Genomic DNA, 25,315 nt, shown 5'->3' on the forward strand with positions numbered 1-25,315 from the left:
GACGGCGCACCGCTCGGTAGGGGCGGGACTGGCTCGTGCTGCGTACATTGAGTTACATGTCAGCAGCCATTCCCGCCGCGCTACCGGCCCTCCACCTGCACCGCAGCGCCGGCCGGGCAGCGGTGCCAGGCCCGGGACGCGGAAGCCGGGCCAACCCGCCGGCCGACACCCGGTGGCACCCGGCGTACGACGATGAGCCGAGCCCGGCCGGCGGCGCGGGAGGACCACGCGGTCCGCTGGGTCCGGGCGGGCCCGGCGGTCCGTCACCGCGGCGGCGACCGCACTGGCGTCGCATCGCGCTGGTGGCCGGGGTCGCCGTGCTGGTGCTGGCCCTGATCGGCGGCGCGGGAGCCTGGTTCTACGCCCGCAGCCTCGACAACAACATGGCTCGGACCGACCCGTTCTCGGAGATCACCGGTGACCGACCGCCCAAGGCGGTCAACGGCGCGTTGAACATCCTGATGGTGGGCACCGACTCGCGGGATCCGGACGCGCCGATGGACCGGGCCGGCGAGTGGCGGGCCGACACGATCATCGTCATGCACATCCCCGCCGACCACAAGCAGGCGTACCTCGTCTCCATCCCACGGGACCTGTACGTGCCGATTCCGGAGAGCGCCGGCGCCGGATGTGAGACGGGCCAACGACGCAAGATCAACGCCGCGTTCGCGTTCGGTGGACTGCCCCTGGCGGTACGTACGGTCGAGTGCTTCACCGACGTGCACATCGATCACGTGATGGCCATCGACTTCGCCGGGTTCAAGCAGGTCACCGACGCCCTCGGCGGGGTGGACCTGGAGGTGGAGCGGACCATCACCTCAATCCACAAGCCGTACCGGAAGTTCACCAAGGGCACCAACCACATGAACGGCAGCGAGGCCCTGGACTGGATCCGCCAGCGCAAGCAGTTCCCGGACGGCGACTTCGCGCGGATGCGGCATCAGCAGGATTTCCTGCGGGCGCTGATGGACAAGGCGGCCAGCACGGGCACGCTGACCAACCCGAAGAAGCTCAACGCCTTCCTCCAGTCGGTCACCGAAGCGGTCACCGTCGACCAGGGCTTCTCGCTCACCGACATGGCGGTGCAGTTCCGCAACCTGCGGGGCGAGAACCTGACCTTCGTCACCAGCCCGCACCTGGGCAGCCAGACCATCAACGGCGAGTCGGTGGTCGTCTCCGACCGGGAGAAGGCGCTGACCATGTACCGGGCGATGGCTGCGGACACGATGGCCGACTGGATGCAGGCCAACAAGCAGCCGACCAACGGCAACGGCTGAGCACCAGCGACCACCGGAACGGCCGATCGTCCACTTGGTTGTGGACGATCGGCCATTACAGCAGGATGACGCGGCGGAGAACGTGAACTGGACAGCACCCGAACTCGCCAGCACGGGAATGCGAACGTAAAGTGTTCCCGCCCCCTTCTGCGTACACGAGCTGGAGCACGCATGCCGGTTCACAGCCCCTCTCTGCTTGAGCCGCCGCGCACGTCCGCTGCCCCACCGACTCTCAAGAACGACGGTCCCGGCAAGTCCGGCAAGAAGCGCACCCGGCGCAGGGATCCACTCTGGGCCCGGCTCACCGTGATCTTCGGCGCCGCGCTGATGATGACCAGCGGTGTGGCCATCGTCGGCAGCAAGGCGCTGATCAGTCAGGCCACCGGCAGCATTTCCCAGCGCAACCTGCTCGGTGACGCCAGTAAGACCTCCGCGGAGGGTGGGGCCGATCTCAAGGGCCCGATCGACATGCTGTTGCTGGGGGTAGACGCCCGGGAGCGGTGGGCGGCGGACGACGTACGCGCGGACAGCATCATCGTGCTGCACATCCCGGCCACCCACGACCAGGCGTACCTGATCTCGATCCCGCGGGACACCGAGGCGCGGATCCCGGCGTTCGAGAAGACCGGTTACCCGGGCGGCGTCGGCAAGATCAACGGGGCGTTCCAGGCCGGCGCCCAGAACGGCGGCGGCTGGGAGGGCGGCGCCCAGTTGATGGCGCAGACCATCAAGGGCATGACCGGGGTCAGCTTCGACGGTGCGGCGATCATCAACTTCGGCGGCTTCAAGAACGTCATCGACGCCCTCGGCTCGGTGCGCATCTGCCCGAAGCAGGAGGTCACCTCGATCCACATGTCGTACGTCGACGGCAAGCCGATGTGGAACGCGGACGCCAAGAAGACCGGCAAGTCGCGTACCCCGGTGGTGCACAAGAAGGGCTGCCAGGAGATGGAGGGCTGGGCGGCCCTGGACTTCTCCCGCCAGCGGTACGGTCTCAAGAACAGCGACTACGACCGCCAGCAGAACCAGCAGCAGCTGATCAAGGCAATGGCCAAGAAGGCCACCCAGAACGGGAGCCTGACCAACCCGGTGAAGCTGAACGCGCTGATCAAGGCGGCCGGTAAGGCGTTCATCCTGGACACCGGTGGCGTGCCGGTGGAGGATTTCGTCTTCACCATGCGCGGGGTGACCGGCAACGAACTGATCATGCTGAAGACCAACGGCGGCACGTACAACGCCAAGGGCAACGGCACCGAGGCGCTCAGCGAGCAGACGCTGGACATGTTCCAGGCGGTCCGGAAGGACAAGCTCGCCGAGTTCGTCTTCTACAACCCCGAGGTGATCTCCTCACGGAAGTGACGGCGGGGCAGCGCGATAGCCGAAACCACCGTCACTCTTCGTGACACTTCCGTAGCCTGATGTGAGTCGGATTCACATCAGGCTACGGGGAGGGACGTCACGGCCAGGAGGCGGCGTACCAACCGAGAGCGGGCACCGGGCGCGCGTACCCGGCGACCGCGGTGGCCTCGCGTACTGCTCGGTATCGGGCTGGCGGCGATGCTGCTGGCCACGATCGCGGTGATCGGACTCCGGACGCTCACCGACCGGTACGAGAGCACCATGACCCGGGCGGAGCTGCTCGACCCGAGCGCCCGCGCCGACCGTACCGACCTGGACGGCCCGCTCAACTACCTGCTCGTCGGCTCGGACCGCCGGCCCGGAGACGCCGGCTCCGAGCAACGCACTGACACCATCCTGATCGTGCACGTGCCGCCCGGACTACGCGAGGGCTATCTGGTCTCCGTGCCGCGCGACCTGCTGGTGACGATCCCGCCGGGAGGCGGCTACCCCGGCGGTGAGGACAGGATCAATACGGCGTACGAGTACGGTGGCGGCGGCCAGCCCGGTGCGCACCTGCTCTCGGCCACCCTGACCCGGCTCACCGGCATCCGCTTCGACGGCGCCGCACTCGTCGACTTCGCCGGTCTCCGGAACGTGATCGACCTGCTCGGCGGGGTCGACATGTGCGTACGCGACGAGGTGAAGTCGATCCACACCGACCGGGTCTTCCGTCCCGGCTGCCAGCGGATGGACGGCGAACAGGCGCTGGACTACGTGCGCCAGCGCTACGATCTGCCGGGCGGCGACTACGACCGGCAGACCCACCAGCAACAGTTGTTGGGGGCGATGCTGGCACAGGCCGGTGAGACCCGACTCCGTACCGACCCGGTACGGCTGCACCGGCTGATCGGGGCCGTGGGCGGCTCCCTGACCCTGGACACCAACGGCGTGCCGGTGGAGGACCTGCTGCTCGCGCTGCACGGACTGGCCACCGACGGACTACGGGGCGTGCAGGTACCGTCTCACCCCCAGATGATCGACCAGGTGTCCTACGTCCGGCTCGACGACGAAGGTGACGGGCTGTTCGAGGCGGTGCGCGGCAGCCGGATGTCGGAGTGGGCCGGTGCGCATCCGCGCTGGGTGACCCGGCTCTGACCCGCCCGATGACCGGGCCCGCCGGGCGCAACGCCGTCCGTCGCGGGCCGCCACCCCACGAGGTTCTAGGCTTGGTACCCGTGTTCGGACCTCAGATACCCACCGTGACCGTTCCCGAGATCAACGATCAGACGTACCTGCTCGACGTCCGGGAGGACGACGAGTGGAGCGCCGGTCACGCCCCGGGCGCCCACCACCTGCCGATGATGGAACTACCGGCCCGGCTGGCCGAGGTGCCGACCGACCGGGACGTGGCCGTCATCTGCCGCTCCGGCGGTCGCTCCGCTCAGGTCGTCGCGTATCTGCTGCGTAACGGCTGGGAGCAGGTGAGCAACGTCGCCGGCGGGATGGGCGACTGGGCGGCGGCCGGTCGACCGGTGGTCGGCTCGGACGGGCAGCCGGGCCGGGTGCTGTAGGACGCGAGCCGTGGACGGACCCCTCGTCTTCGCCCACCGTGGCGCCTCGTACGACCTGCCCGAGCACACCCTCGCCGCCTATCTGCGCGCTCTCGACGAGGGTGCCGACGGGCTGGAGTGCGACGTCCGGTTGACCCGCGACGGGCACCTCGTCTGCGTACACGACCGGCGGCTGGACCGGACCAGCAACGGCCGGGGTCTGGTCAGCGCCCGGACGCTCGCCGAGTTGGAGCAGTTGGATTTCGGTTCCTGGCATCCCGGAGGGGTGCCGGCCAACGGCGACGAGGTGCTCGACGACTCGCACACCCGACTGCTCACCCTCGAACGGCTGCTGGCGGCGGTGCTGGCCGCCGGCCGGCCCGTCCGGCTGCTGGTGGAGACCAAACATCCGTCCCGCTACGGCGGCAACGTGGAGCGGCGGCTGGTCGCGCTGCTGCGCCGGTACGGTCTGGCCGACCCGCACCCGGACGCACTCGTACGGGTCACCGTGATGTCGTTCTCCCCGCTGGCGGTACGCCGGATCCGGGCACTGGCCCCCGCGCTACCGACCGTGCTCCTGCTGGAGGTGCTGCCTCGCTGGTTGCCCATGGGTCGGCTGCCGTTCGGTGCCGACATCGCCGGACCGGGGATCGCGCTGGTCCGCGCCCGCCCCGCCCTGGTGCCGGCGCTGCGGGCAGCCGGCAACCAGGTCTATGTCTGGACCGTGAACGAGCCGGCCGACCTCGACCTCGTGCTGGCGGCGGGGGTGGACGGCGTGATCACCGACCGCCCGGCGCGGACTCTCGCCCGGTTGCACAGGTAGTCAGAGCCTGAGGCCGCTCGGGGGTGCCCGGGAACGCGGACGGCAGGCACACTCGGGGTCATGCCGGACCGCACCGACTACTCCGCTCTCATCGCCGGGCACACCGCCGTCATCGAGATGATCAATTCCGGTGACGCGGGTCTACCGGTGCTGACCCAGCTGCTCCGGGTGGCCCAGCCGGCGCTCGGTGCCGCCGGGATGGCGTTCGTGGAGTTCGCGCCCAGCGGCGGCCGGGTGATAGCCGCCACCGGTGCCGCTGAGTGGACCGTCGGCCGGCCGCTGCCGGCCAACGATCCGGTCACCATCTGCCTGCTCGCCGGCCCCCGGGTGCAGTGCGTACGAACCGACCAGTTCAGCAACTCGCTGACCAGCGAGCTGGCCCAGCGCGGCCTGCGGCGGATGGTCGTCTCCCGGGCCGAGATCGGTGGCCACACCGTCGGCAGTCTGCACGCCCTCTACCTCGCTGGCGACGAGGAACCCACCGCCGAGCACTGCGGCGTGGTCGGTTACCTGGGCTCCTGCATCGCTCACATGTACGGCGACCAGAGCGGCCTGCCGGTGCACGGCGACGGTCCGGTGGTCGCGGCGCTCGCCGACGGGCTGGCCGTGGTGGACCGGGACGCCAAGGTGCGGCTCTGGAATCCGGCCGCCGCGCAGGTGACCGGTCGGTCCCCCGGGGAGGCGATCAACCAGCCGCTGCCCTTCCCGCTCCCGCCGTCCGGGCAGGTCCTCGATCATCGCCTGCCGAGCGGGCGCTGGCTGCGGATCACCTCGGGTGAGTTGCCGGGCCCCGGCGCCCTGCGGGTGGTCACCTTCCGGGACACCACCGACCAGCAGCGGCACGACCACGAGCGAGATCTCTTCGTCGCGGTCACCAGCCACGAGTTGCGTACCCCGGTCACGGTCATCAAGGGCTACGCGGACACCCTCACCGACCACTGGGAGTCGCTGAGCGAGACCGACCGGCGGCAGGCCGCCCGGGTCATCGGCCAGCGGGCCAACGAACTGGCCCGGCTGCTCGACCGGCTGCTCGCCTCCGCGGCCGAGGCGTGGCCGGGCGACGGACCGCCGGCACCCTTCGACCTCACCGAGACGCTCCGGGTCGCGATCGCCGACCTGCCCACGGACCTGCGTCGGCGGATCACCCTTGAGGTGCCGGCCGAGCTGCCCAGGGCGATCGGCCATCGGCAGAGCCTGGCCACCGTGCTCACCGAACTCGTCACCAACGCCGGCAAGTACTCCCCACCCGACTCCCCGATCGACGTCGCCGCCGGTGCCGACGGCCAGACCGTCTGCTTCCGGGTCAGTGACCGGGGCATCGGCGTACGCCCGGAGCACGTGGAACGGGCCTTCGACCGGTTCTGGCAGGGCGACTCCGGCGACCGGCGTCGCTATCCCGGCACCGGGCTCGGCCTCTATCTCGTGCGCCGGATCGTTGAACAACAGAATGGGTGGGTATTCCTTCGTCCGAGAAGTGGTGGGGGTACGGTCGCAGAGGTGCGGCTGCCCCGCAGGTGACAGTGGGGGTCACGGGGCGAAAGAGGGGCAGAGGTGGCGACGACAGCTGTCGAACGCGCGTGGTGCGTGGTGGTGCCGCACCACGCCAGTGGGGCGCGGATCGCCCGGCACCGGCTCGCCGCCGAGCTGGCCGGCAGCGTCTCCCCGGCGATGCTGGCGGATCTGGTAGCGGTCCTGGCCGAGCTGGTGGGTAACGCGGTCCGGCATGCCGACCCGCTGCCGGGCGGCGTGGTCCGGGTCGCCTGGCGGCTGCGCCACGCGCCCGACGGGCCGCAGCTCCGGCTGCGGGTCACCGACGGCGGCGCGTCGGGTGCCCCGCGAATCCGTCCGCCGGACCCGGACGCGGCCGACGGCCGGGGTCTGCACATCGTCTCCGGCCTGGCGACCAGTTGGGGCGTGGAGCGCGACGGTCTCGGTCAGAGCGTCTGGGCCGACTTCGAACCGGTCGTCGACCAGCCGGCCTTGGTGACCTCCGGCTGAGCCGGTCGGTCGACCGTTGTCGGGTCCGGCCCCACCCTCCACCGGAGGGCTCCGGCGCCTGTGTCACCCGCTAGGCTGTGTCGCCGTGAGCAAGCGTCGAAAGAACCAGCGGGCCGCCGCTGCGACCGGCAAGCGGGAACGGGTCCGGGACGTCTTCGTGCCCCGGCCCTTCGAGGGGCTGGTCGACGAGCCCGAGTGGATCGCCCTGCGGGAGCTGGTGCCAGCCGCTTCCGCGCCGCTGCGGCTCGCCCCGGCGCTCGTCGAGGAGCACGGCGACCGGCCGGTGACGCTGGCCACCGTACTGCCGATGGCCGCCCCCGCGATGAGCCGGGACGACGGCCACATCTTCATCGGGCTCCAGCGTCATCTCCAGTCCGGTGACGTCTCCCGTGACCTGGCCGAGTCGCTGCTCTGCGCACTGCGTACCGCCCCCGGCGCCCAGGTCGCGGTGCCGCCGCTGCCCGGCCCCGGTCCCCGGTTGCAGGACATCCTGGTCGACGGGCCGTTGGAGATCAGCCTGCACGAGGGGTTCGAGTTCTGGCTGGCCCCGGAAGCCGCCGAGGACCCGACCGTGCGGGCTTCCCTGGAGCGGGCCAACGCGGCGATCTATCCCACGGTGCGACTGACCGCCGCGCGTGCCGCGTACTGGTGCCAGGTGACGGACAAGGCCCACGTCCGCTGGGTGCTGCCCGAGGCCGAGGAGGCCGCCCTGGACGCGCTGGCCCGGCTCGGCGCGGCCGGCTCGCTGACCCTCGGCGACCAGACCCGGTTCGCCGGCATGTTCCGGGCCCACGGGCGGCTGGTGCCGGTCTGGGACCTGCCCGAGGCGATCCCGGCCGGTGACTGGGAGCAGCCGGTCGCCGACTTCGCCAAGCGGTACGCCGACGCCCTGGCCGAGACCGGCCCGCTCGACGCCGACGCCCGCAGGTCCCGCCAGGGGCTGCTCGGCCGTCAGCTCACCCTGCGCTGACCGCAACCCGGGCTGCTGATTCGCCCGCCGGGCACCTGCTCCACCCGGCCGTCAGGAGGGTGCCCTGCCCTGCTCCCGCAGCAGTGGGCAGGACATGCAGCGGGGGCCGCCGCGCCCCGAGCCCAGCTCCGAGCCGGCAATCGGAATGAGTTCGATGCCGGCCCGCTCCAACTGGGCGTTGGTCTCGACGTTGCGCTCGTAGCCGACGCAGAGTCGGGGCGCGAGCGCCAAGGTGTTGTTGCCGTCGTCCCACTGCTCCCGCTCGGCGGTCACCGGGTCGAGCCCGGTGTCGATCACCCGTAGCCGGTCCAGGTCCATCGCGTCGGCGGCGGCCCGCAGGAACGGCGCCGGCCCGTCGACCCGCGGGTCCGCACCGTCGGCACCGGCGATGACGGTGTACGCCGACAGGCTGCTGGCCACGTTCGGGTACATCAGCACCGCGTCGACGTCGACCATCGTGCAGATCGTGTCCAGGTGCATGGTGGCCCGTTCCTGGGCGATCGGCACGACGAGGATGGTGTGCGCCAGCCCGGCCGCGAAGACCCGACGCGCGAGACGCTCGGCACCGGCGGGTGTGGTCCGCTCGCCGACACCGACGGCCAGCACGCCGGGTGCCAGCAGCAGCACGTCCCCACCTTCCAGGGGCTCCAGGCCCGGGCGGTAGACGAACTCGGTGCCGGCGAACCGGGGATGGTGACGGTAGATCGCGTCGGTAAGCGTGGTCTCCCGCCGCCGGGCGGGCATCGCCAGACTCGTCACACCCACCCGGTCACCGATCCACAGTGACGAGTCGCGGGTGAACAGCAGGTTGGGCAGCGGGTCGATGATGAAGTCGTGGCGGTCCATCAGGGTGTAGACGAGCCCACCCCGGCGGTCCCGGCCGAGCCGCAACTCCTCGTGGGCCAGGCCAGCGACGAGGACGCTGGCCAACGCGGCCGGGTCGAGGTACGCCAGATGCGCGGCGACCCGGGCGCGCAGGGTGTCGCCGAGCCGAGGCGAGTTGAGCACCTCGTCGGTCAGTTCCGTCCGGGCCTCCGCCACGGCCAGCGTCTCGGTGAGCAGGTCGGTCAGGTAGAGCACCTCGACACCGCGTTCCCGTAGGGCTTCCGCGAAGGCGTCGTGCTCCTCCTGCGCCCGACCTACCCACGGGATGGCGTCGAAAAGCAGCGAGTCGTTGTTGCGCGGGGTCAGCCGGGCGAGTTCCGGCCCCGGCCGGTGCAATAGGACGGTGCCGAGCCGGCCGACCTCACTGTCCACGTGGTGGCTCACCCCCGCAGCGTAGGGCAGGGTTTGGCGGTATCCGGTAAAACAACCGTGGGTGAATATGGCATTCATCCACAGTCATTCCGGCGCTCCGGCTTGCCGACCACCGGGACTGGCAACGTAGGGTAGTGAGAACGTAACTTCGAGGGACCTTTTGCCGGAGGTCGCGATGACTGTTTTCCCCGCACGTCGAGCCGTACCGTCCGCCAGGGCGCTGCCGCCAGTGGCGGTACCGCACCCCCGGGTCGAGTCTCCCGGGGTGGTCGCGGCTCCTCGCCCGTCTCCGTTGGAATGGGCCCGCCGCCGTCGGGCGGAGCGGGGCGCGCGACGGCTGGAGGCGGCCGGTGCCCGCGCTCTCGGTCAGCTCGACCATCTCGGGCCGGCCTGGCACGTCATCGACTGGCCCCGCACCGACGTGGCCGATGCCCTCCTCGACGACCACGCGGACAACCGGGCCGGGTTCCTGGCCATCGGTCCGAGCGGCCTCTTCGCCGTCACCATCGCCGACCATGGCCGGGCCCGCGTCCTGGTCGCCGGTGACGTTGTGCAGATCAACGGCAAGCGCCCGCCCTACGTGGCCGAGGCACGTCGCGACGCACGACGGGCGAGCAAGGCGCTGACCGCGGCCGTCGGCCACCCGATCCCGGTGACCCCGGTGCTCACCTTCGTGGGCTCCGGGGTGATCAGCGTCTACGGTCTGCCGAAGGACTGCCTCATGGCGACCCACCGGGAGCTCGACCGGCTCCTGGTGGCCGGCGGTAACCGGATCAGTCCGGCCACCGCCGAGAAGCTGTCCCGGGTAGCGCAGCACCCCGGCACCTGGGGCGACGGCGGTTACCCGCCGGCTGCGGACTACCGGTGGTACGAGGACGGCCGAATGGCCGCTGACAAGCCGACCGGCCGCCGGTAACGTCAACGGCGACGCCACGCGGCCGGGCACGGCTCAGCTCCCGCCGGCTCGCGCCGTCGCCGACCGGGCACTGATCAACACCGACGGCACCGTACGCCCAACGCGGTCGGCGGTCGCTGCCGCGACCGGCTAGCGTGGACGTACCGTCGGTGTGCATAGGAGGCTCGGTGGCCCACGTCGAACTCTCGCTCTCGGAAGTGTTCGCGCCCTCCGGGGGGACACCGACAGAGCTGGAGGGCGACAACCTCGGCCGCTGGTCGGCCACGGTCTCCAGCGCCGACGAACCCTGCCTGCTGATCGACGCCGAGACCCGGGTGCTGGCCGTCTCCACCGCCGGTTGCGAGCTGCTCCAACTGGGTGCGCCGGAGGACGTGATCGGCCTGCCGCTGCTCGACGGAGGGCTGCGACTGCTCGACTTCACCGCCTACCGGGGCGAGCTGGCCGAGCCCGAGATCGACAAGATCCCCCCGCTGCTGGCGCTCACCTCCGGCCGACTGGCCCGGGGCCTGCTACGCATCGAGGCGGCGACCGAGGACGCCCCTGACGCGACGGTGGACGCGATCTCCACCCCCGTGGTCGCCGACGGCACGGTGGCCGGCTCCCTCACCTTCTTCTCCGAGGTCTGACTTCCTCCTACCATGGGCTCGGCCACCATGCCGTCCAGAGTTCCCGCCCTGAGGACCACTCCGTGCCGCCCACCTCGCCGTTCCCCGTCGACCCCGATCGGCCCACCGCCGGCTCCCGGTCCCCCACCGGGGCCTTCCTCCGCCCGTGTCGGCGGCACGGTCGGCTGATCGGTGTTGCCGTGCTGACCGTGTTGGCCGTCGGATGTGGCGCGCCCCCGGAGGCACGCGACAGCGGCGGTCTACCGACCCTGCCGCCCAGCCGGGCGACGACCAGCCCCACCAGCTCCGCCACGCCGTCCTTCGGTGCACTTCCGGGTGCCGTTCCGACCACGCCGGCGGCCGACCCGGGGCTGGTCGCGGTGGCCTGCACCGGCGAGCCGTCCGGGAAGCAGATCATCGAGCTGGTGCGTGGCCGTCGTGGGCTGCTGCCCGGCAGCGCTCGGGTCAGCGTCCGCACCGGTCCGTTGTGTGCCGCCGACTGGCACCTGACCACCCTCGACGTCGCCGGATACGAGCCACTCCAGGTGGTCAGCCGGGACCGGGCCGGATCTTTGCGCCTGGTGACCGCCGGCACCGACGTGTGTACGGCCGAGGTGCGGGTCGCCAGTCCGGCCGGCATCCAGACCCTGGCCTGTGGCAGTGATGGTGGCGGTCTTCCGGTGCCGGTCGCCCCGCCGACGGCATCGCCGACTCCCTCGAACCCCTCACCCACTCCGTCGGGCCCGTCGCCGACTCCGGGTGCGTAGGCTGAGGGCATGCCGGGAACGCCGCCGACCCGTTTCGTCTACCTCGGGCCCGAGGGCACCTTCGCCGAGCAGGCACTACGCACCGTGCCCGCTGCCGAGCGGGGCAGCCGCACGCCGGCCCGCAGCGTCGGCGAGGCGCTGGAGGCCGTCCGCGCCGCCGAGGCCGACGCGGCTCTGGTGCCATTGGAGAACTCGATCGGGGGCGCGGTCGGGGTCACCCTCGACGAGTTGGCCGAGGGCGAGCCGCTGGTCATCACCCGGGAGGTGATCCTGCCGGTGGAGTTCGTGCTCGGGGCACGGGCAGGAACTCCGCTGCCGTCGGTGCGCAGCATCGCCGCACACCCGCAGGCGTCCACCCAGTGCCGGGGCTGGCTGCGGACCCACCTGCCCGACGCGGTCGTGGTGGACGTGCTGTCCAACGGCGCGGCGGCGGCCGGCGCGGCCAACGGTGAGTACGACGCGGCCATCTGCGCACCCATCGGCGCGACCCGGCACCGGCTCGCCGTCCTGGCCGACAAGATCGCCGATCACCCCGACGGGGTGACCCGCTTCGCGCTGCTGTCGCGGCCCGGTCCGCCTCCGCCGCCCACCGGCGACGACGTGACGTCACTCGCCGTCTACATCGCGCACGACCGGGTGGGCGCGCTGCTGTCCGTACTGATGGAACTGGCGGTCCGGGGCGTCAACCTGACCAGGATCGAGTCCCGGCCAACGGGCGAGGCCCTCGGCCGCTACGTCTTCTTCCTCGACTGCACCGGTCACGTCGCCGACGTCCGGCTGGGTGAGGCGTTGCAGGGGCTACGTCGGGTCTGCGCCGACGTACGCTTCCTCGGCTCGTACCCCCGGCACCGCTGGGACGGATCGGCGCCGGAACGGCCGGTGACCGCCCCGGCGGGCCTGTCCGACGCCGACTACACCGATGCCGCCGCCTGGCTCACCCGCCTGCGCGCGGGGGAGCTGACCTGAGCGACCCGGGTGCCGCCGGCCGACGTAGCCGGGCCCCGGCTGCGCGAGCCCGGCGCGCCGCGGACTACCGGAACAGGCTGCCGAGCACACCGCCCTGGTCCTGCTGGCCGCTGCCCATGATCGGTGGCTCCTCGGAGGGCTGGACGACGACGAAGCCGTGGCCGGCGAAGCTCATCGTGTACGCCTCACCGGTGGTGCGGCCCAGCAGCGTGCCGAGCCCGATCTGGTCGGCCCGGTGGTAGCCGGTCTGTAGGCTCGCCGACCAGCAGACGGCAGCCTGTGGGTCCACATAGGTGGGCGCGTCGACGTTGAGCACGACCGGAGTTCCCCGGGTGGTGACGGCGATCCTGCCGTGCCCGGTGAAGACGCAGTTGAACAGGCCGGACGAGGCCATGCCGGCCCCGCCGACCATCTTGATGTCGTAGCGCAGCGTGGCGTCGAAGGCCAGCACGCTGGAGCCGTTGATGGAGAGGGCGTCGCCCGGCTCCAGGTCGATGACGTGCACGTCCTTGGCGAAGTCGGCCAGGAACACGTCGCCGCGTCCGGTGAGCTTCATCAGCGGCACACCCTCGCCGGTGAGCTTCTGCTTGAGGAAGTTGCCCAGCCCACCGGAGCCGAGCGCCTGGAACTGCACCTGACCCTGGTACGCCACCATCGAACCGACCCGGGCCATCGCCTCACCGTCGAGTTCGATCTTCAACATCTTGGAGTTCTGCAACCGCATGCCGGGTTGCGTCGACTCCTGCTCCAGATTCGCCGCCGAGAACAGCTCGCTGCGCATGATTCCTCCCGTACTCGCCGTACCTGGCCGAGACGGTAGGGCCAGCCCGCAACCCCGGAAGCAGGCGTCAACCCCAGCCCAGCTCGTGTAGGCGCGCGTCGTCGATGCCGAAGTGGTGGGCGATCTCGTGCACCACGGTCACGGCCACCTCGTCGACTACGTCCTCGTCGCTGTGGCAGATGCGCAGGATGGGGTTGCGGTAGATGAGGATCCGGTCGGGCAGTACGCCTGCGTAGTCCCAGCCGCGTTCGGTCAGCGCGTGTCCCTCGTACAGGCCGAGCAGATCCTCGCCGGGCGGCGGGTCGTCCTCGACCAGGATCACCACGTTGCTCATCAGCGCCAGCAGTTCCTCTGGAACCTCGTCGAGTGCCTCCCCGACCAGTTCCTCGAACCGCTCACGCTCCATCTCGACCGCCACGGCGTCATTCTCCCCCAGCCGGCCCGCGGTCCGGCACCCCGAACGCGGCGGACCGGCACGGTCGGTGCCGGTCCGCCGACGGCCAAGAGGCAGGAATCGCTGCGGGCTGGGCGCAGGTCAGGAGGTGAGGCGAGCGGTGAGAGTGATCTCGGCGCCGGGCGAGAGCAGGCGCGAGATCGGGCAGTTCTGCTTGGCGGTCTCGGCCAGCTTGGCGAACTGCGCCTCGTCGATGCCGGGCACCGCACCGACGGTGTCCAGCTCGATCCGGGTCACGGTCATCCCGGCGTCGGTCTTGTCGAGGTGCACCTTGGCGGTGGTCTCCACGGAGGTGGGCGTCGTGCCGGCGTCGGCGAGCGCCTTGGAGAAGGCCATCGAGAAGCAGCCGGCGTGCGCGGCACCGATCAGTTCCTCGGGGTTGGTGCCCTCACCCTCTTCGAAACGGGACTTGAAGGAGTAGTTCCCCTCCAGCCCGCCCTTGCCGGTGCGGATGGTGCCGGACCCCTCGGTGAGGTTGCCCTGCCAGCGTGCGGAAGCGGTACGGATAGGCATGCACCTGACGCTAGTCCACCGAGGGCCGGCAGGCGACCGACCGCCCCCGGCCGCGTGGTTGTTCCTCGGCGTCGCGACCCGGCTGTGTCATGATGCGACCCGGAGCTCGCGGCGCGGCGGACGCGAGTCCCGGCCATCAGGAGAGGGTGAGTGATGACCCACGACCTCCCCATTCCCCGTCAGGACGACCGCACCGACGGTGCCAGCGTCATCGAGTGGGGGGCGGAGGACGAGTCGCCGGCAACCGGCCGGTTCCGGCGGGCTTTCGGTGGCCTCGGCGGCGACCACCGGGTGCCGGTGCTGCTGGCCGGGCTCGGCGCGGTGGCGGCTCTGGCGTCGCTGCTCGGCGAGTGGTCGACGATCACGATCCCCAACGGCGGACCGGATCCGGACACGCCGCTTCAGGTGACCAGCGGCATCTCCGACCTCGGGCTGGGCTCGGCATACCTGGTCGGGCTGCTCGCGCTCGGTGCCACGGTGGCGCTCGCGGTGCGCGGTACGGACGCTGTCCGGGCGAATGCCCGGGTGGCGGGGTTGGCACTCGCCGCGGGTGTGCTCGCGCTGCTGGCGACGACCGCGACGGCGCTCGACGACACCCTGGGCCGGGGAATGTACTTGAACCCGGAACTGACCTTCGACGTCGAGTACGGGCGCGGTCTGATCACCGCCTTCGTCGCCGTCGGGCTGTTCGCCGCTGCGCTCCTCCGGACCTCGCCCGGACCGGCCGGCGCCCGGCCGGGGTCGGACGGGCCGCGACGGCGCGGCCGACGGCCGTCGATGGACGCGGAGCCGGAGGGGGAACGCCCACCTGCGGACATAACCGTCACACCGACGGTGCCCTTCGCCCGGGAGGCACCGACCGACTGATCCACCGACCCCCGGTCACGAGGTCATCTCCGGTGTGTCGCCCGTTGGCACCCGATTCGCCTGGAAGCCATGGTTGCGACCGGTTGTGCGAGGTACGGTTGCTGCCCGCCGTCACGCCGGGTCGCCGATCGACGAGGTGAACGGCTGGTCGCGACGGCGGCGGGCGAAGGAGGAACCATGACCCGCCCGGGACTGCCCAAGCTGATCGCCACCGACCTCGACGGGACGCTCGTCCGCAGTGACGACACCGTGTCGGCCTTCACCCACGAGGTGCTCGACCGGGTACGCGCCGCTGGTATCCCGGTGGTCGGCGCCACCGGTCGCGGCCCTCGGCTGACCGAACTGACCCGCAACGACATCCGCGCCGCCGATTTCCTCGTGCTGGCCGGCGGCGGCCGGGTGGTCGACCAGAGTGACCCGGAGGGGCCGGTGGTGCTGCGGGACGAGCGCCTCTCCAGCGAGGTGCTGGCCGTCCTGCTGGCTGAACTGGAGGCCGCGGTCGGCCCGCTGACGGTCATGGTGGAGGCGTCGGATGAGCACGAGGCACCGCTCTGGGGCGACTACCACCCCGCGTGGCCCTATCAGGACGCGTTCGAGGTACGCAGCCGCGCGGAGTGCCTCGCGGGTGATGTGATCAAGGCGTTCGCGCGTACCGCCGATCACCACGTGGACGAGTTGCTGGCCGCCGCCCGGGAGATCGTGCCGCCGCATCTGGCCACCCTCACCCAGGCGGGCCTGGGCTTCATCGAGATCTGCCCGCCCGGGGTGGACAAGGCCTCCGGGCTCAGCGTCATCGCAGAGACCCTCGGGGTGGACCCGGCGGACGTGCTGGTCTTCGGTGACATGCCCAACGACCTGCCGATGTTCGAGTGGGCCGGCTGGGGGGTGGCCGTCGCCAACGCCCACCCGAGCCTGCGCGCGGTCGCCGACGAGGTCACCTTGCGCAACGACGACGACGGGGTGGCGATCTATCTCGACCGGCTACTCTCCCGGTGATGGACTCCACGCCGCACCTGGTCGCCAGCGACATCGACGGGACACTGCTGCGCGACGACCGCACCCTGAGCGCCCGCACCGCCGCCGTGCTGGCCCGGATCTCCGCCCAGGGCACGCCGGTCGTCCTGGTCACCGGCCGGCCGATCCGCTGGCTCCGGTTGGTGTACGACCAGCTGGCCGAGCCGCTGCCGGCGGTCTGCGCCAACGGGGCGGTGGTCTACGACCCGACCACCGACGAGGTGCTGCGGGCCGACCCGCTGGCACCGGAGCTGCTCGCCGAGGTGGCCCGACGCCTGCGTGCCGAAATACCCGGAGTGAGCCTGGCCGTGGAGATCGTCGATGGCCGCGAGATGCGTCACGAGGCGCACTACCCGTTGCGGTGGGACGCCGACGACGAGGCGATCCGGGCGGTGCGGACCGCCGAGGAACTGCTGTCGGCGCCGGCGGTGAAGCTGCTGGCGCGGGCCGGTGAGCAGGACCCCGACCGGTTCACCCGACTGATCGCCGCCGCCCTCACCGGGCTCGCGGAGGCCACCCACTCCTCACACTCCGGGCTGGTGGAGATCTCGGCTGCCGGGGTGACGAAGGCAGCGGGCCTGGCCTGGTACTGCCACCGACTCGGCATCGCCGCGCCGGACGTGCTGGCCTTCGGTGACATGCCCAACGACCTGCCGATGCTCACCTGGGCCGGGCGGGCGGTGGCGGTCGCCAACGCGCATCCGGAGGTGCTGGCGGTCGCCGACGAGGTCGCCCCGGCGAACTCGTCCGACGGTGTGGCCGCGTACCTGGAGAAGGTCTTCGGGGCGGACTGAGCCGCCCGGCTGCGGCGCGCGACGAGCGTGCCGCAGCCGGACTCATGGTCAGAGGTACTGGCCGGTGCTGTGTCCCTCACCGCCGCCCGGCTGACCCATGCCGGGCATTCCCGGCAGCATCGCCCCGGCAGGTCCGCTGGGCAGCGCCTGCCGACCGGAACGCATCTGCTCCAGCTGCACCCGGGCCGCCATCTGTTGCGCGACCAGAGCTGCCTGGATGCCGTGGAACAGCCCTTCCAGCCAGCCGACCAGCTGGGCGTGGGCGATGCGCAGCTCGCCCTCACTCGGTGCCTGGTCCTCGGAGAACGGCAGCGAGATCCGTTCCAGCTCCTCCCGCAGCTCGGGGGCGAGCCCTTCCTTCAGCTCGACGATCGACCGTTGGTGGATCTCCCGCATCCGGTGCCGGCTGGCGTCGTCCAGCGGAGCGGCCTTGACCTCCTCCAACAGCTGTTTGATCATGCTGCCGATCCGCATCACCTTGGCCGGCTGTTCGACCAGGCGCGACGGATCCTCACCAGATCCGTCGTCGGTCTGCACGGTGCCGACGGGCCGGCCGTCCGGTCCGACCACCACCACGGTTCCGGAGTGCCCGGTACCGTCCCGGTCGGGCTCGTCGTTCTGTCCAGCGGAGCGCGCTTCGGTCATGCCCTCCATCTTTACCCAGCGGTACCCGTCCGCGTCCGGCGGCCCGCTGCTCTGTTACCAGGGCGGCACCGACCTCACGGTGGCCGGTGAGCCGCGCTACCGTCGCCCGATGCACTCCGATCCCCGTACGGTGCTGACCCGCCCCGCGCCCGAACCGGACGCGACCGTCGCCTACGGCGAGCACCCGGACCAGATCGCCGACCTGCGCCGCCCGGCCGGCTCCGGGCCGCCCCGTCCGCTGGTGGTGGTGGTGCACGGTGGTTTCTGGCGCGCGGAGTACGACCGGCGGCACACCGGGCCGCTGGCGAGCGCACTGGCCGCGCTCGGGTACCCGGTCGCCCAGTTGGAGTACCGGCGGACCGGTCAGCCCGGCGGCGGCTGGCCCGGCACCCTCACCGACGTGCTGGCCGGAGTCTCCGCGCTGCCCGGATTGGCCGAGGTCGCACTGCCGGGGCGGGTCACCGCCACGCCACCGGTGCTGGTCGGCCACTCGGCCGGCGGGCACCTCGCGCTGTACGCGGCGGCCCACGCACCCGGTGCCGTCGCCGGGGTGCTGGCCCTCGCACCGGTCGCCGACCTGGCCGAGGCGTATCGGCTGGATCTCGACGCCGGTGCCGTGGCCGCGCTGCTCGGCGGTGGGCCGGCCGACGTGCCGGAGCGTTACGCGACGGCGGATCCTCGGTCTCTGGTTCCCCTACGGCCACGCACGGTAGTGATACACGGCACGCTCGATCAGCAGGTACCCATCGACCTCTCTCGAAATTACGTGGCTGCCGCCCGCGCCGCCGGTGCCGAAATCCGCCTGATTGAGCTACCAGAGTGCGAGCATTTCGGGCTTATCGCTCCGGACTCGCCAGCATGGCCGGAGGTTACCGACGCGTTGCGGTCTCTGCACGAAGATCATTAGCCATTGACGCAGCGTCGCCGAGCAGGTAGAACGCCGAAGGGGCGGATGCGCCCGGCAACACATTCGAAGGGAACTCGGTGTCGCAGATGAACCGCAGGCGGGCACTCCAGCTGCTGGCCGCGCTCGGTACGGGCGGACTCGTCGCCGCATGCGGCTCCGACGCCGAGCCGGAGGTGGCCGACACAGAGAGCCCGATCAAGATCGGGCTCATCGCGCCACAGTCCGGTCCGAGCAAGGCGGTCGGCGACGAACTCAGCAACGGCTTCGAGCTGTACCTGGACCTCAACGACCGGCGACTCGGTGGCCACCCGGTCGACCTGGTCACGGCCGACGAGGGTGACAACGTCAAGTCCGGTCAGGGTGCCGTCGAGGGGCTGCTCAAGCAGGGCGTGCTCGCCCTGACCGGGGTCGCCAGCTCGTCGGTCATGTTCGGCATCAAGGACATCGTGGAGCAGGCCCGGGTGCCGTTGATCGGCTCCAACGCCTCGCCTGCGAACCTGCAGAGCGTCGTCTACATCTGGCGTACGTCGTACGTGCTCGACGAGGCGGGCCGGGCACTCGGCCGCTACCTGAAGGACGAACTCGCGGCCTCCGACCGGATCGCGACGATCCTGCCGGAAGGGGTCGTCGGTGTCGAGGATGTGCTTCGTGGCTTCCGCGAGGAGTTCGGCGCGTCCGACCCGCGGCTCGCCTCCGAGGTGGTCTGGACCTCCGGCAGCAGCAGCCCCAGCAGGACCGCCTACGTCTCGGACATCAACCGCGCGCTGGCCGGCAACCCCTCGGTCGTCTTCTGCTTCTACTCCGGCACGGCGGCCGTGGAGTTCATCATGCAACTGCGCGACGCCGGATTCCGGGGCCGGATCTACGCCCCCGGCTTCCTCACCGAGGGTTCGGTGCTGGAGAACATCCGGCCGGCGAACGACGCGCTCGGCATCCGTACCGCCCTGAACTACTCCGCCGACCTGAACAACGCGGCCAACCGGCGGTTCGCCTCGGCGTACCGGAAGAAGCACAACACCTCCCCGACCACGTACGCGATGGCCTCGTACGACGCGGCCAAGGTGCTCGACCAGGCGATCCGGCTCGCCGGCCCGGCACCCACCCCGCAGCAGGTCAACCTCGCGCTGGGCCGGATCGGGCAGATCGACAGCCCACGTGGTGCCTGGCAGTTCAACCAGCCGCGTACGCCACAGCAGAAGTGGTACCTGCGTGAGGTGCAGCGCGACGGCCAGGTGGTGTCGAACGTGCTGGTCAACGAGTTGGCCACGCTCGGCTGACCAGGTCGAGGAGAGCGCAGGGCCGCCCCCGGCCCGGGGACGGCCTCGTCTCTTGATCGGCGCTCAGTACCGCAGTTCGGCGATGCAGCACTTCACGCTGCCACCGCCCTTCTTCAGCTCGGCCAACTCCACCGGCACCGGGGCGTAGCCGGCCGCCTTGAGCCGACCGGCGAGCCGGGTGGCCTCGCTGTTGAGCACCACGTTGGCCCCATCGCTGACCAGGTTCAGCCCGAAGGCGAGGGCATCCTCGTCGTCCGCCAGCACCGCGTCCGGGAAGAGTTGGGCGAGGACCCGCTGACTGGCAGCGGAGAAGGCACCGGGGTAGTAGACGATGTTGCCGTCGTCGATCGAGGCGAGCGCCACGTCCAGGTGGTAGAAGCGCGGGTCGACCAGCCGCAGCGAGACCACCGGCCGGCCGAGCGCCTCCTGCGCCTCGGCGTGCGCCGGCAACTCGGTACGGAAGCCGTGCCCGGCGAGGATCAGCCCGCCGTGCGCCTCCGGCAGGTACGCGAAGTCCCCCTCGCCCTCGTTGGTCTCGTTCGGCGCGATGAACCGCCAGCCCTGCGACTCGTAGAAGGCCCGGTGCGTGGCCGCCTCGGCGGCCCGCTGCTGGTGCTTGAACTGTGCCCCGTAGACCGTGCCGTCGACCATGAGCGCGCCGTTGGCCGCGTAGACCATGTCGGGCAGGCCGGGCTCGGGTACCAGCAGGTGCACCTCGTGGCCGAGGCCGACCAGGGTCTCCCGCAGACGGTCCCACTGCTTGACCGCCAGCTCGGCGTCGACCGGTGCGGTCACGTCCATCCACGGGTTGATCGCGTACTCGACCGCGAAGTGCTCCGGGGAGCACATGATATATGTCCGCTTTCGCGGCACTCGCTGCTGGTTCACGGTGACCAAGGGTAGGTACGGTAGAACTTTGGTAACAGCCGCAAACATTGCTTCCCAGAGGCGGAACATTGCAGATCGACACCGTTGACCAGCGAATCATTGCGCTGCTGGTGGCCGATGCCCGGGCCTCGTACGCCGACATCGGCGCCCGCGTGTCACTCTCCGCTCCGGCGGTCAAGCGGCGGGTCGATCGACTGCGGTCCGCCGGGGTGATCCGGGGATTCACGGCCATCGTGGACCCGGCCTCGGTCGGCTGGACCACCGAGGCGTTCGTGGAGTTGTTCTGCGCCGGCCGGACCACCCCGGCCCAGATCGGCGCCGCCGTGCGCCGCCACCCCGAGGTGGTCGGTGCGTACACCGTCTCCGGCGAGGCCGACGCGCTGGTGCACCTGCGTGCCGCCGACATCGCCCACCTGGAGGAGGCGCTGGAGCGGCTGCGGGCCGAGACGTTCGTGACCTCCAGCCGCAGCACCATCGTGCTCTCCCGGCTGGTCGAGTCCCCCGGTGTCGGCCCCTCCACCGCCTGAAGCCGCAACAGCCGGCTCCGGCTGGAACCAAACACGGATTCGCCACGTCGAACCGGCCATGAGACGGGGTACCAAGCTCGCCACGACCGGCGGTTCGCTGGTGGCGCTCGCGCTGCTCGCCGGCAGCATGGCTGTGTCGCAGCCTCCGCCGACCGGGCCCGACCCTGCCGAAACACCGATGGTGCCGGTCGGCCTGGTCTCCTTCGACTCCTGCGCCGACGCCCTCACGGAGCTGCGGGCGGCGGCCACCGCCTCGGTCGGCCCGTACGGTCTCGCCGAAGACGGGGTGCTGAAGGCGGCGGCCCTCGGCGGCGCGGAGTCGATGGCCCGTACCTTCGCCGGAGCGCCGGGCGACGCCGCCGGTCAGGACGCCGGGACCCCTTATTCGACGACCAACAACCACGAGGCCGGCGCGGACGAACCCGACCTGGTGAAGACCGACGGCCGACGGATCGTCACCGTCACCGGCGGGGTGCTGCGGGTGGTCGATCCGGTGAGCCGCCGCGTCACCGGGCGGCTCGACCTGGCCGACGGCCGGGAGGAGTTGCGCTGGCAGGAGCACCGCCTGCTGCTGCTCGGCGACCACGCGCTGGTACTCGGCGAGGACCCGCCGCGTCCGGCCGACGCGCTGCACTCGATCAGGCGTCCCGGTGGGACCCGCCTCCTGTTGATCGACCTGGCCGGCCGTCCCCTGCTGCTCGGCACGTACCGCATCCAGGGCAGCACGGTCGACGCCCGGTTGACCGGTGACACGGCCCGGGTGGCGGTCCGGGCGCCGGCCCGACTGGAGTTTCCGCTGGCGTCCGAGGGCACCGACCAGGTCCGCACCGAACGGAACCGCAAGGTGATCGCCCGGGCCGGTGTCGAGGCATGGCTGCCGGAGTACGAGTGGACCGCCGGGCCGGAGCGGCACACCGGTCGGGTCGGCTGCGACCGGCTCAGCCGGCCCGACCGGATGACCGGCGCGGCCACCCTCACCGTGCTCAGCTTCGACCTCACCAGCGACCGGCTGGGTGATGGTGACCCGGTGGCGGTGGCCGCCGACGCCGACACCGTCTACGGCACGGCGACCAGCCTGTACCTGGCGGGTCAGCGTCCGACACCGATCACCGGCCTGCCCCGCTGGCAGCCGTCGCCGGCCGAGCCGATCACCGACATCTACCAGTTCGACACCGCCGCGCCGGGGCCTCCCCGCTTCCTGGCCGCCGGCTCGGTGCCCGGCCTGTTGATCAACCAGTACGCGCTCTCCGAATGGGCGGGGCACCTGCGGGTGGCCACCACCACCGGCGAATTCCGGGACGACGGCTCCGCCTCCGAGTCGGCGGTCCGGGTGCTACGTCGCGACGACGGGACGCTGGTACCGGTCGGCATGGTCGGCGGCCTCGGGCGGGGTGAACGCATCTACTCGGTGCGCTACCTCGGCCCGGTCGCGTACGTCGTGACCTTCCGGCAGACCGATCCGCTCTACGCGCTCAACCTCGCCGATCCGGCCGCGCCCAGGGTCACCGGCGAGCTGAAGATCACCGGCTATTCCGCGTACCTGCATCCGCTGCCCGAGGAACGCCTGCTCGGTGTCGGTCAGGAAGCCGACCGCCAGGGACGGACCAAGGGCGTCCAGGTGTCACTCTTCGACGTCCGCGATCCCGGCCGGCCGGACCGGCTCGACCAGTGGCACCTGCCCGGCGGGTGGTCCCACGCCGAGCACGACCCGCACGCCTTCCTGTACCGCCCGGACACCGGCCTGGTGGCGCTGCCCGTCGACGCCGGTGTCCGGCTGCTGCGCGTCAGCGACGACACCATCAGCGAGATCGGCGAGGTGACCCACCCGGTCGGCGGCGACAGCGGCCGGCAGCGGTGGGGGCAGCCGGTACGGCGGTCACTCGTGGTCGGCGACGTGCTCTGGACGGTCTCCGAGGCGGGCCTGCGCGCCACCGACCCGGCCTCGGCCCGGAGCCTGGCCTGGATCGCCGCCACCTGAACCTTCCTCCCGCGCGGGTGGGGTCCGGTTTCTCGGGGTTTCCGGGCCCCACCCGCCTTGACCTCAACCACGCTTCAACTGATCGACTCCGGTGGGAAGCGGCGGTGAGGGGGAGACATGCGCGCGGTGTGGCTTCACGAGTTCGGCGGGCCGGAGAAGCTGGTGCCGGGCACCGCACCCGATCCCGTACCCGAGCCGGGACAGGTGCTGATCGACGTGGTGCACGCGAACATCACCTTCGTGGAGACCCAGTTCCGGGCGACCGGCTTCGGCCCGTCCGGCGCGAGGCTGCCGGTGATTCCGGGCAACGGCGTCGGCGGTGTGATCAGCGACGTCGGGCCGGGCGTCGACCCGGGACTGGTCGGTCGACGGGTGGTGAGCGGCACCGGCGGCTCCGGCGCGTACGCCGAGCGGGTCGTCGTCGACGCGGCGCTGCCGGTGGCGGTACCGGACGGGATGCCGCTCGATCAGGCGGTGGCCCTGCTCGCCGACGGACGTACGGCGTTGCTGCTGGCGGAGGCGGCCGGGCTCGAACCAGGTGACCGGGTGCTGGTCGAGGCCGCCGCCGGTGGGGTGGGCAGCCTGCTCGTCCAGCTCGCGGCCGGTGCCGGAGCGCGGGTGGTCGGGCTCGCCGGCGGTACGCGCAAGGTCGAGCTGCTACCCCCGCTGGGCGCCGAGATCGCCGTGGACTACCGGGCGCCGGACTGGGTTGGCCGGGTACGGTCGGCGACCGGTGCCGTGGACGTGGTCTTCGACGGGGTCGGGGGCGCGATCGGGCGGGACGCGTTCGAGCTGCTCGACCCGGGTGGTCGGATGCTCAGCTTCGGCCTGGCCAGCGGCGAGTGGGCGGGCATCGAAGCGGAGTCCGCCGCCGAGCGGGGCGTGACAGTGGTCCAGCCGACGTCGACCCCCGCCCAGCTGCGGGCGTACACCGAACGGGCGCTGGCGGAGGGGGCGGCCGGGCGGCTGCGCGCGGTGATCGGCCAGCGTTTCCCGCTGGCACGGGCGGCCGAGGCGCACGCGGCGATCGAGGCCCGCTCGACGGTTGGTAAGACCCTGCTCGACGTGCGCTGACCGCCCTCAGAGGTACATGCCGGTGCGATGCTCGCCGCGTCCCGGCTTGTCTCCCTCGCCGAAGAACCGCTTGCCGCCGAACTCGCCGTGCAGACGGTCGTCCAGCTCGTCCGCGAGCCCGGTCATCACCTGTACCGCAAGCATCAGGTGGGTCGGCTGGAAGTTGCGACCGAAGACCGGGATCGACGCCCACACGGTGTCGTCGGCACAGTAGAGCCGGCCGATCGGCATCCGGTTGGTCAGCTCGGAGAGCTTGACGTACAGCCGCTCGGTCGGCTCGACCTCGGTCAGCACCGGCGAGAAGACGTCGACCAGCGGCGGATTGTCCCGCACCCGGACGAAGACCATCGCCGAGCCGGCGCGGATGTTGATGTCACCGTCGGAGTCAACCTGGAGCCGGTCGGAGTCCGATTTGAGCATGGTCGAGACGACCGTGCGGACCCGCTCGGCCAGATCCAGCACCTCGCTGTCGGCATCGGCCTCGTCGGTTGCCGCCAGCGCCTGCTCCAGCTCGGTGCCGATCTCCCGCGCCAGGTTCGCCGCGCTGCGGGCGGTACCCAGTGCCTCTCCGGGGATCGGCTCACCCTCGCCGTCCTCGATCGCGTAGACGAGAAAGGCCGGATGTGGGGCACCGTAGATGTCGCGCAGTGTGCGGGAGAGCAGCGCGGCCAACCGGGTGGCCTCGTCCGCCGCGGAATCCAAGCCGAACTGGTCCCCCGAACCTTCCACCACGCCCGGCGGTGACCAGCCCAACGCGATCATGTCGGCGACCGCCGCACGGTCCAGCCGGTAGCCCGCTGGCAGGGTGGCGTTGCCCACCGCGCGGGCGGCGAACCGACCGTCGCTTCTCACCTCGACGTAGACGGAGTAGACGGCGTCGTCGGTGCCGGAGGCGGTCGGGTCGAGGGTCAACGCCACCTCCGCGCCCGGCGGCAGCGTGGACAGCCGCTCCGCCAGCGCCCGGGCGAAGTCCCGCCACGCCTGGGTCACCTTCGCCCGCAGGTCGGCCGTGCTCGGCTCGTCGAGCAGGATCGACTCGTGGTGCACCGGCGTGCCGGGCGGCGCCGAGGGGTGGTCAGCCGTCATGATCGCCTCCGTCCGTTCCGGTCACCCTACCCAGCAGGCT

At 71.4% G+C, this 25,315-nt stretch carries 26 protein-coding genes and 1 pseudogene; 20 read left to right on the forward strand and 7 right to left on the reverse strand.

Features of this window, described 5'->3' with window-relative positions:
* Positions 1-56 precede the first annotated feature (56 nt).
* From KBX50_RS08855 to KBX50_RS08890, 8 genes are all read left to right on the forward strand, one after another.
* Positions 57-1,277, forward strand: a complete 1,221-nt coding sequence (locus KBX50_RS08855) for an LCP family protein (protein WP_210936182.1) — start codon at positions 57-59, stop codon at positions 1,275-1,277.
* Positions 1,278-1,448: 171 nt separating this feature from the next.
* A complete protein-coding gene (locus KBX50_RS08860) occupies positions 1,449-2,636 on the forward strand; it encodes an LCP family protein (protein ID WP_247673364.1) in 1,188 nt (395 codons plus the stop codon).
* Between the two features lie 198 nt (positions 2,637-2,834).
* A complete protein-coding gene (locus KBX50_RS08865; protein ID WP_210936184.1) occupies positions 2,835-3,773 on the forward strand; it encodes an LCP family protein in 939 nt (312 codons plus the stop codon).
* 80 nt (positions 3,774-3,853) lie between these two features.
* A complete protein-coding gene (locus KBX50_RS08870; protein ID WP_210936186.1) occupies positions 3,854-4,189 on the forward strand; it encodes a rhodanese-like domain-containing protein in 336 nt (111 codons plus the stop codon).
* 10 nt (positions 4,190-4,199) lie between these two features.
* Entirely contained in the window at positions 4,200-4,991 is a 792-nt protein-coding gene (locus KBX50_RS08875; protein ID WP_210936188.1) for a glycerophosphodiester phosphodiesterase family protein, read from the forward strand.
* Between the two features lie 60 nt (positions 4,992-5,051).
* Complete coding sequence (locus KBX50_RS08880) at positions 5,052-6,509, forward strand: ATP-binding protein (RefSeq protein ID WP_210936191.1); 1,458 nt, start codon at positions 5,052-5,054, stop codon at positions 6,507-6,509.
* A gap of 66 nt (positions 6,510-6,575) precedes the next feature.
* A complete protein-coding gene (locus KBX50_RS08885) occupies positions 6,576-6,989 on the forward strand; it encodes an ATP-binding protein (protein ID WP_210936362.1) in 414 nt (137 codons plus the stop codon).
* An 85-nt stretch (positions 6,990-7,074) separates the two neighbouring features.
* Complete coding sequence (locus KBX50_RS08890; RefSeq protein ID WP_210936194.1) at positions 7,075-7,959, forward strand: DUF5926 family protein; 885 nt, start codon at positions 7,075-7,077, stop codon at positions 7,957-7,959.
* A gap of 51 nt (positions 7,960-8,010) precedes the next feature.
* Here KBX50_RS08890 and KBX50_RS08895 read toward each other — a convergent pair whose 3' ends face one another.
* On the reverse strand, positions 8,011-9,228 hold the full coding sequence (locus tag KBX50_RS08895) for an arginine deiminase (protein ID WP_210936196.1): 1,218 nt from the start codon (positions 9,226-9,228) through the stop codon (positions 8,011-8,013).
* A 163-nt stretch (positions 9,229-9,391) separates the two neighbouring features.
* Between KBX50_RS08895 and KBX50_RS08900 the strand changes: the two genes are divergently transcribed.
* From KBX50_RS08900 to pheA, 4 genes and pseudogenes are all read left to right on the forward strand, one after another.
* Positions 9,392-10,132 carry a hypothetical protein gene (locus KBX50_RS08900; protein ID WP_210936197.1) on the forward strand — a complete coding sequence of 247 codons (741 nt, stop codon included), beginning with the start codon at positions 9,392-9,394 and terminating at the stop codon, positions 10,130-10,132.
* Between the two features lie 167 nt (positions 10,133-10,299).
* Positions 10,300-10,758, forward strand: coding sequence for a PAS domain-containing protein (locus tag KBX50_RS08905; protein ID WP_210936198.1), 459 nt, complete (start codon positions 10,300-10,302; stop codon positions 10,756-10,758).
* A gap of 164 nt (positions 10,759-10,922) precedes the next feature.
* Positions 10,923-11,408: pseudogene (locus tag KBX50_RS08910) on the forward strand (hypothetical protein); the annotation flags it as partial.
* Positions 11,409-11,513: 105 nt separating this feature from the next.
* Positions 11,514-12,470, forward strand: coding sequence for a prephenate dehydratase (gene pheA, locus KBX50_RS08915; protein WP_210936199.1), 957 nt, complete (start codon positions 11,514-11,516; stop codon positions 12,468-12,470).
* A 64-nt stretch (positions 12,471-12,534) separates the two neighbouring features.
* Here pheA and KBX50_RS08920 read toward each other — a convergent pair whose 3' ends face one another.
* The 3 genes from KBX50_RS08920 to KBX50_RS08930 all read right to left on the reverse strand — a co-directional run bounded on the left by KBX50_RS08920 (position 12,535) and on the right by KBX50_RS08930 (position 14,218).
* Positions 12,535-13,251, reverse strand: coding sequence for an AIM24 family protein (locus KBX50_RS08920; RefSeq protein ID WP_210936200.1), 717 nt, complete (start codon positions 13,249-13,251; stop codon positions 12,535-12,537).
* Positions 13,252-13,318: 67 nt separating this feature from the next.
* On the reverse strand, positions 13,319-13,657 hold the full coding sequence (locus KBX50_RS08925; protein ID WP_170863629.1) for a metallopeptidase family protein: 339 nt from the start codon (positions 13,655-13,657) through the stop codon (positions 13,319-13,321).
* Between the two features lie 129 nt (positions 13,658-13,786).
* Positions 13,787-14,218, reverse strand: a complete 432-nt coding sequence (locus KBX50_RS08930) for an OsmC family protein (RefSeq protein WP_210936201.1) — start codon at positions 14,216-14,218, stop codon at positions 13,787-13,789.
* Between the two features lie 153 nt (positions 14,219-14,371).
* On the opposite strand from KBX50_RS08930, the gene KBX50_RS08935 reads away from it, so the two are divergent.
* From KBX50_RS08935 to KBX50_RS08945, 3 genes are all read left to right on the forward strand, one after another.
* A complete protein-coding gene (locus tag KBX50_RS08935; RefSeq protein ID WP_210936202.1) occupies positions 14,372-15,085 on the forward strand; it encodes a hypothetical protein in 714 nt (237 codons plus the stop codon).
* A 177-nt stretch (positions 15,086-15,262) separates the two neighbouring features.
* The gene (locus KBX50_RS08940) at positions 15,263-16,081 is read left to right on the forward strand and encodes an HAD hydrolase family protein (protein ID WP_210936204.1); all 819 of its coding nucleotides are present in this window, start codon (positions 15,263-15,265) and stop codon (positions 16,079-16,081) included.
* Positions 16,081-16,893: an HAD family hydrolase gene (locus KBX50_RS08945; protein WP_210936206.1), complete on the forward strand. Its 813-nt coding sequence runs from the start codon at positions 16,081-16,083 to the stop codon at positions 16,891-16,893. The genes KBX50_RS08940 and KBX50_RS08945 overlap by 1 nt, the downstream gene beginning before the upstream one ends.
* A 48-nt stretch (positions 16,894-16,941) precedes the next feature.
* On the opposite strand, the gene KBX50_RS08950 is transcribed toward KBX50_RS08945, so the two are convergent.
* Entirely contained in the window at positions 16,942-17,547 is a 606-nt protein-coding gene (locus tag KBX50_RS08950; protein WP_210936207.1) for a bacterial proteasome activator family protein, read from the reverse strand.
* A gap of 100 nt (positions 17,548-17,647) precedes the next feature.
* On the opposite strand from KBX50_RS08950, the gene KBX50_RS08955 reads away from it, so the two are divergent.
* The gene (locus tag KBX50_RS08955; RefSeq protein ID WP_210936363.1) at positions 17,648-18,445 is read left to right on the forward strand and encodes a S9 family peptidase; all 798 of its coding nucleotides are present in this window, start codon (positions 17,648-17,650) and stop codon (positions 18,443-18,445) included.
* Positions 18,446-18,522: 77 nt separating this feature from the next.
* Positions 18,523-19,722, forward strand: a complete 1,200-nt coding sequence (locus tag KBX50_RS08960) for an ABC transporter substrate-binding protein (protein ID WP_210936208.1) — start codon at positions 18,523-18,525, stop codon at positions 19,720-19,722.
* Between the two features lie 63 nt (positions 19,723-19,785).
* Here the strand turns inward: KBX50_RS08960 and ddaH are convergent, their stop codons facing one another.
* Positions 19,786-20,619, reverse strand: a complete 834-nt coding sequence (gene ddaH / locus KBX50_RS08965) for a dimethylargininase (RefSeq protein ID WP_374224586.1) — start codon at positions 20,617-20,619, stop codon at positions 19,786-19,788.
* 59 nt (positions 20,620-20,678) lie between these two features.
* On the opposite strand from ddaH, the gene KBX50_RS08970 reads away from it, so the two are divergent.
* The 3 genes from KBX50_RS08970 (at position 20,679) to KBX50_RS08980 (ending at position 24,189) form a co-directional block, all read left to right on the forward strand.
* Entirely contained in the window at positions 20,679-21,137 is a 459-nt protein-coding gene (locus KBX50_RS08970; protein ID WP_210936209.1) for an Lrp/AsnC family transcriptional regulator, read from the forward strand.
* Between the two features lie 58 nt (positions 21,138-21,195).
* A complete protein-coding gene (locus tag KBX50_RS08975; protein ID WP_210936210.1) occupies positions 21,196-23,115 on the forward strand; it encodes a beta-propeller domain-containing protein in 1,920 nt (639 codons plus the stop codon).
* 117 nt (positions 23,116-23,232) lie between these two features.
* The gene (locus KBX50_RS08980) at positions 23,233-24,189 is read left to right on the forward strand and encodes a zinc-binding dehydrogenase (RefSeq protein WP_210936212.1); all 957 of its coding nucleotides are present in this window, start codon (positions 23,233-23,235) and stop codon (positions 24,187-24,189) included.
* 6 nt (positions 24,190-24,195) lie between these two features.
* Here KBX50_RS08980 and KBX50_RS08985 read toward each other — a convergent pair whose 3' ends face one another.
* Positions 24,196-25,275 (reverse strand): hypothetical protein, encoded by a 1,080-nt coding sequence (locus KBX50_RS08985; protein WP_210936214.1) that lies wholly within the window; start codon positions 25,273-25,275, stop codon positions 24,196-24,198.
* Between the last annotated feature and the right edge of the window lie 40 nt (positions 25,276-25,315).

The sequence above is a fragment of the Micromonospora sp. C51 genome, from assembly GCF_018070435.1.
GTDB classification, from domain to species: Bacteria; Actinomycetota; Actinomycetes; order Mycobacteriales; family Micromonosporaceae; genus Micromonospora; species Micromonospora sediminimaris.

Excerpts from the sequence above, each read along its gene's own strand:
- KBX50_RS08975 (WP_210936210.1), top strand. The coding sequence starts at position 21,196 with ATGAGACGGGGTACCAAGCTCGCCACGACCGGCGGTTCGCTGGTGGCG.
- KBX50_RS08925 (WP_170863629.1), bottom strand. The coding sequence starts at position 13,657 with ATGGAGCGTGAGCGGTTCGAGGAACTGGTCGGGGAGGCACTCGACGAG.
- KBX50_RS08945 (WP_210936206.1), top strand. The coding sequence starts at position 16,081 with ATGGACTCCACGCCGCACCTGGTCGCCAGCGACATCGACGGGACACTG.
- KBX50_RS08980 (WP_210936212.1), top strand. The coding sequence starts at position 23,233 with ATGCGCGCGGTGTGGCTTCACGAGTTCGGCGGGCCGGAGAAGCTGGTG.
- KBX50_RS08880 (WP_210936191.1), top strand. The coding sequence starts at position 5,052 with ATGCCGGACCGCACCGACTACTCCGCTCTCATCGCCGGGCACACCGCC.
- KBX50_RS08900 (WP_210936197.1), top strand. The coding sequence starts at position 9,392 with ATGACTGTTTTCCCCGCACGTCGAGCCGTACCGTCCGCCAGGGCGCTG.
- KBX50_RS08920 (WP_210936200.1), bottom strand. The coding sequence starts at position 13,251 with ATGCGCAGCGAGCTGTTCTCGGCGGCGAATCTGGAGCAGGAGTCGACG.
- KBX50_RS08950 (WP_210936207.1), bottom strand. The coding sequence starts at position 17,547 with ATGGAGGGCATGACCGAAGCGCGCTCCGCTGGACAGAACGACGAGCCC.
- pheA (WP_210936199.1), top strand. The coding sequence starts at position 11,514 with ATGCCGGGAACGCCGCCGACCCGTTTCGTCTACCTCGGGCCCGAGGGC.
- KBX50_RS08935 (WP_210936202.1), top strand. The coding sequence starts at position 14,372 with ATGACCCACGACCTCCCCATTCCCCGTCAGGACGACCGCACCGACGGT.
- KBX50_RS08865 (WP_210936184.1), top strand. The coding sequence starts at position 2,835 with ATGCTGCTGGCCACGATCGCGGTGATCGGACTCCGGACGCTCACCGAC.
- KBX50_RS08930 (WP_210936201.1), bottom strand. The coding sequence starts at position 14,218 with ATGCCTATCCGTACCGCTTCCGCACGCTGGCAGGGCAACCTCACCGAG.
- KBX50_RS08985 (WP_210936214.1), bottom strand. The coding sequence starts at position 25,275 with ATGACGGCTGACCACCCCTCGGCGCCGCCCGGCACGCCGGTGCACCAC.
- KBX50_RS08955 (WP_210936363.1), top strand. The coding sequence starts at position 17,648 with ATGCACTCCGATCCCCGTACGGTGCTGACCCGCCCCGCGCCCGAACCG.
- KBX50_RS08855 (WP_210936182.1), top strand. The coding sequence starts at position 57 with ATGTCAGCAGCCATTCCCGCCGCGCTACCGGCCCTCCACCTGCACCGC.
- KBX50_RS08940 (WP_210936204.1), top strand. The coding sequence starts at position 15,263 with ATGACCCGCCCGGGACTGCCCAAGCTGATCGCCACCGACCTCGACGGG.
- KBX50_RS08860 (WP_247673364.1), top strand. The coding sequence starts at position 1,449 with ATGCCGGTTCACAGCCCCTCTCTGCTTGAGCCGCCGCGCACGTCCGCT.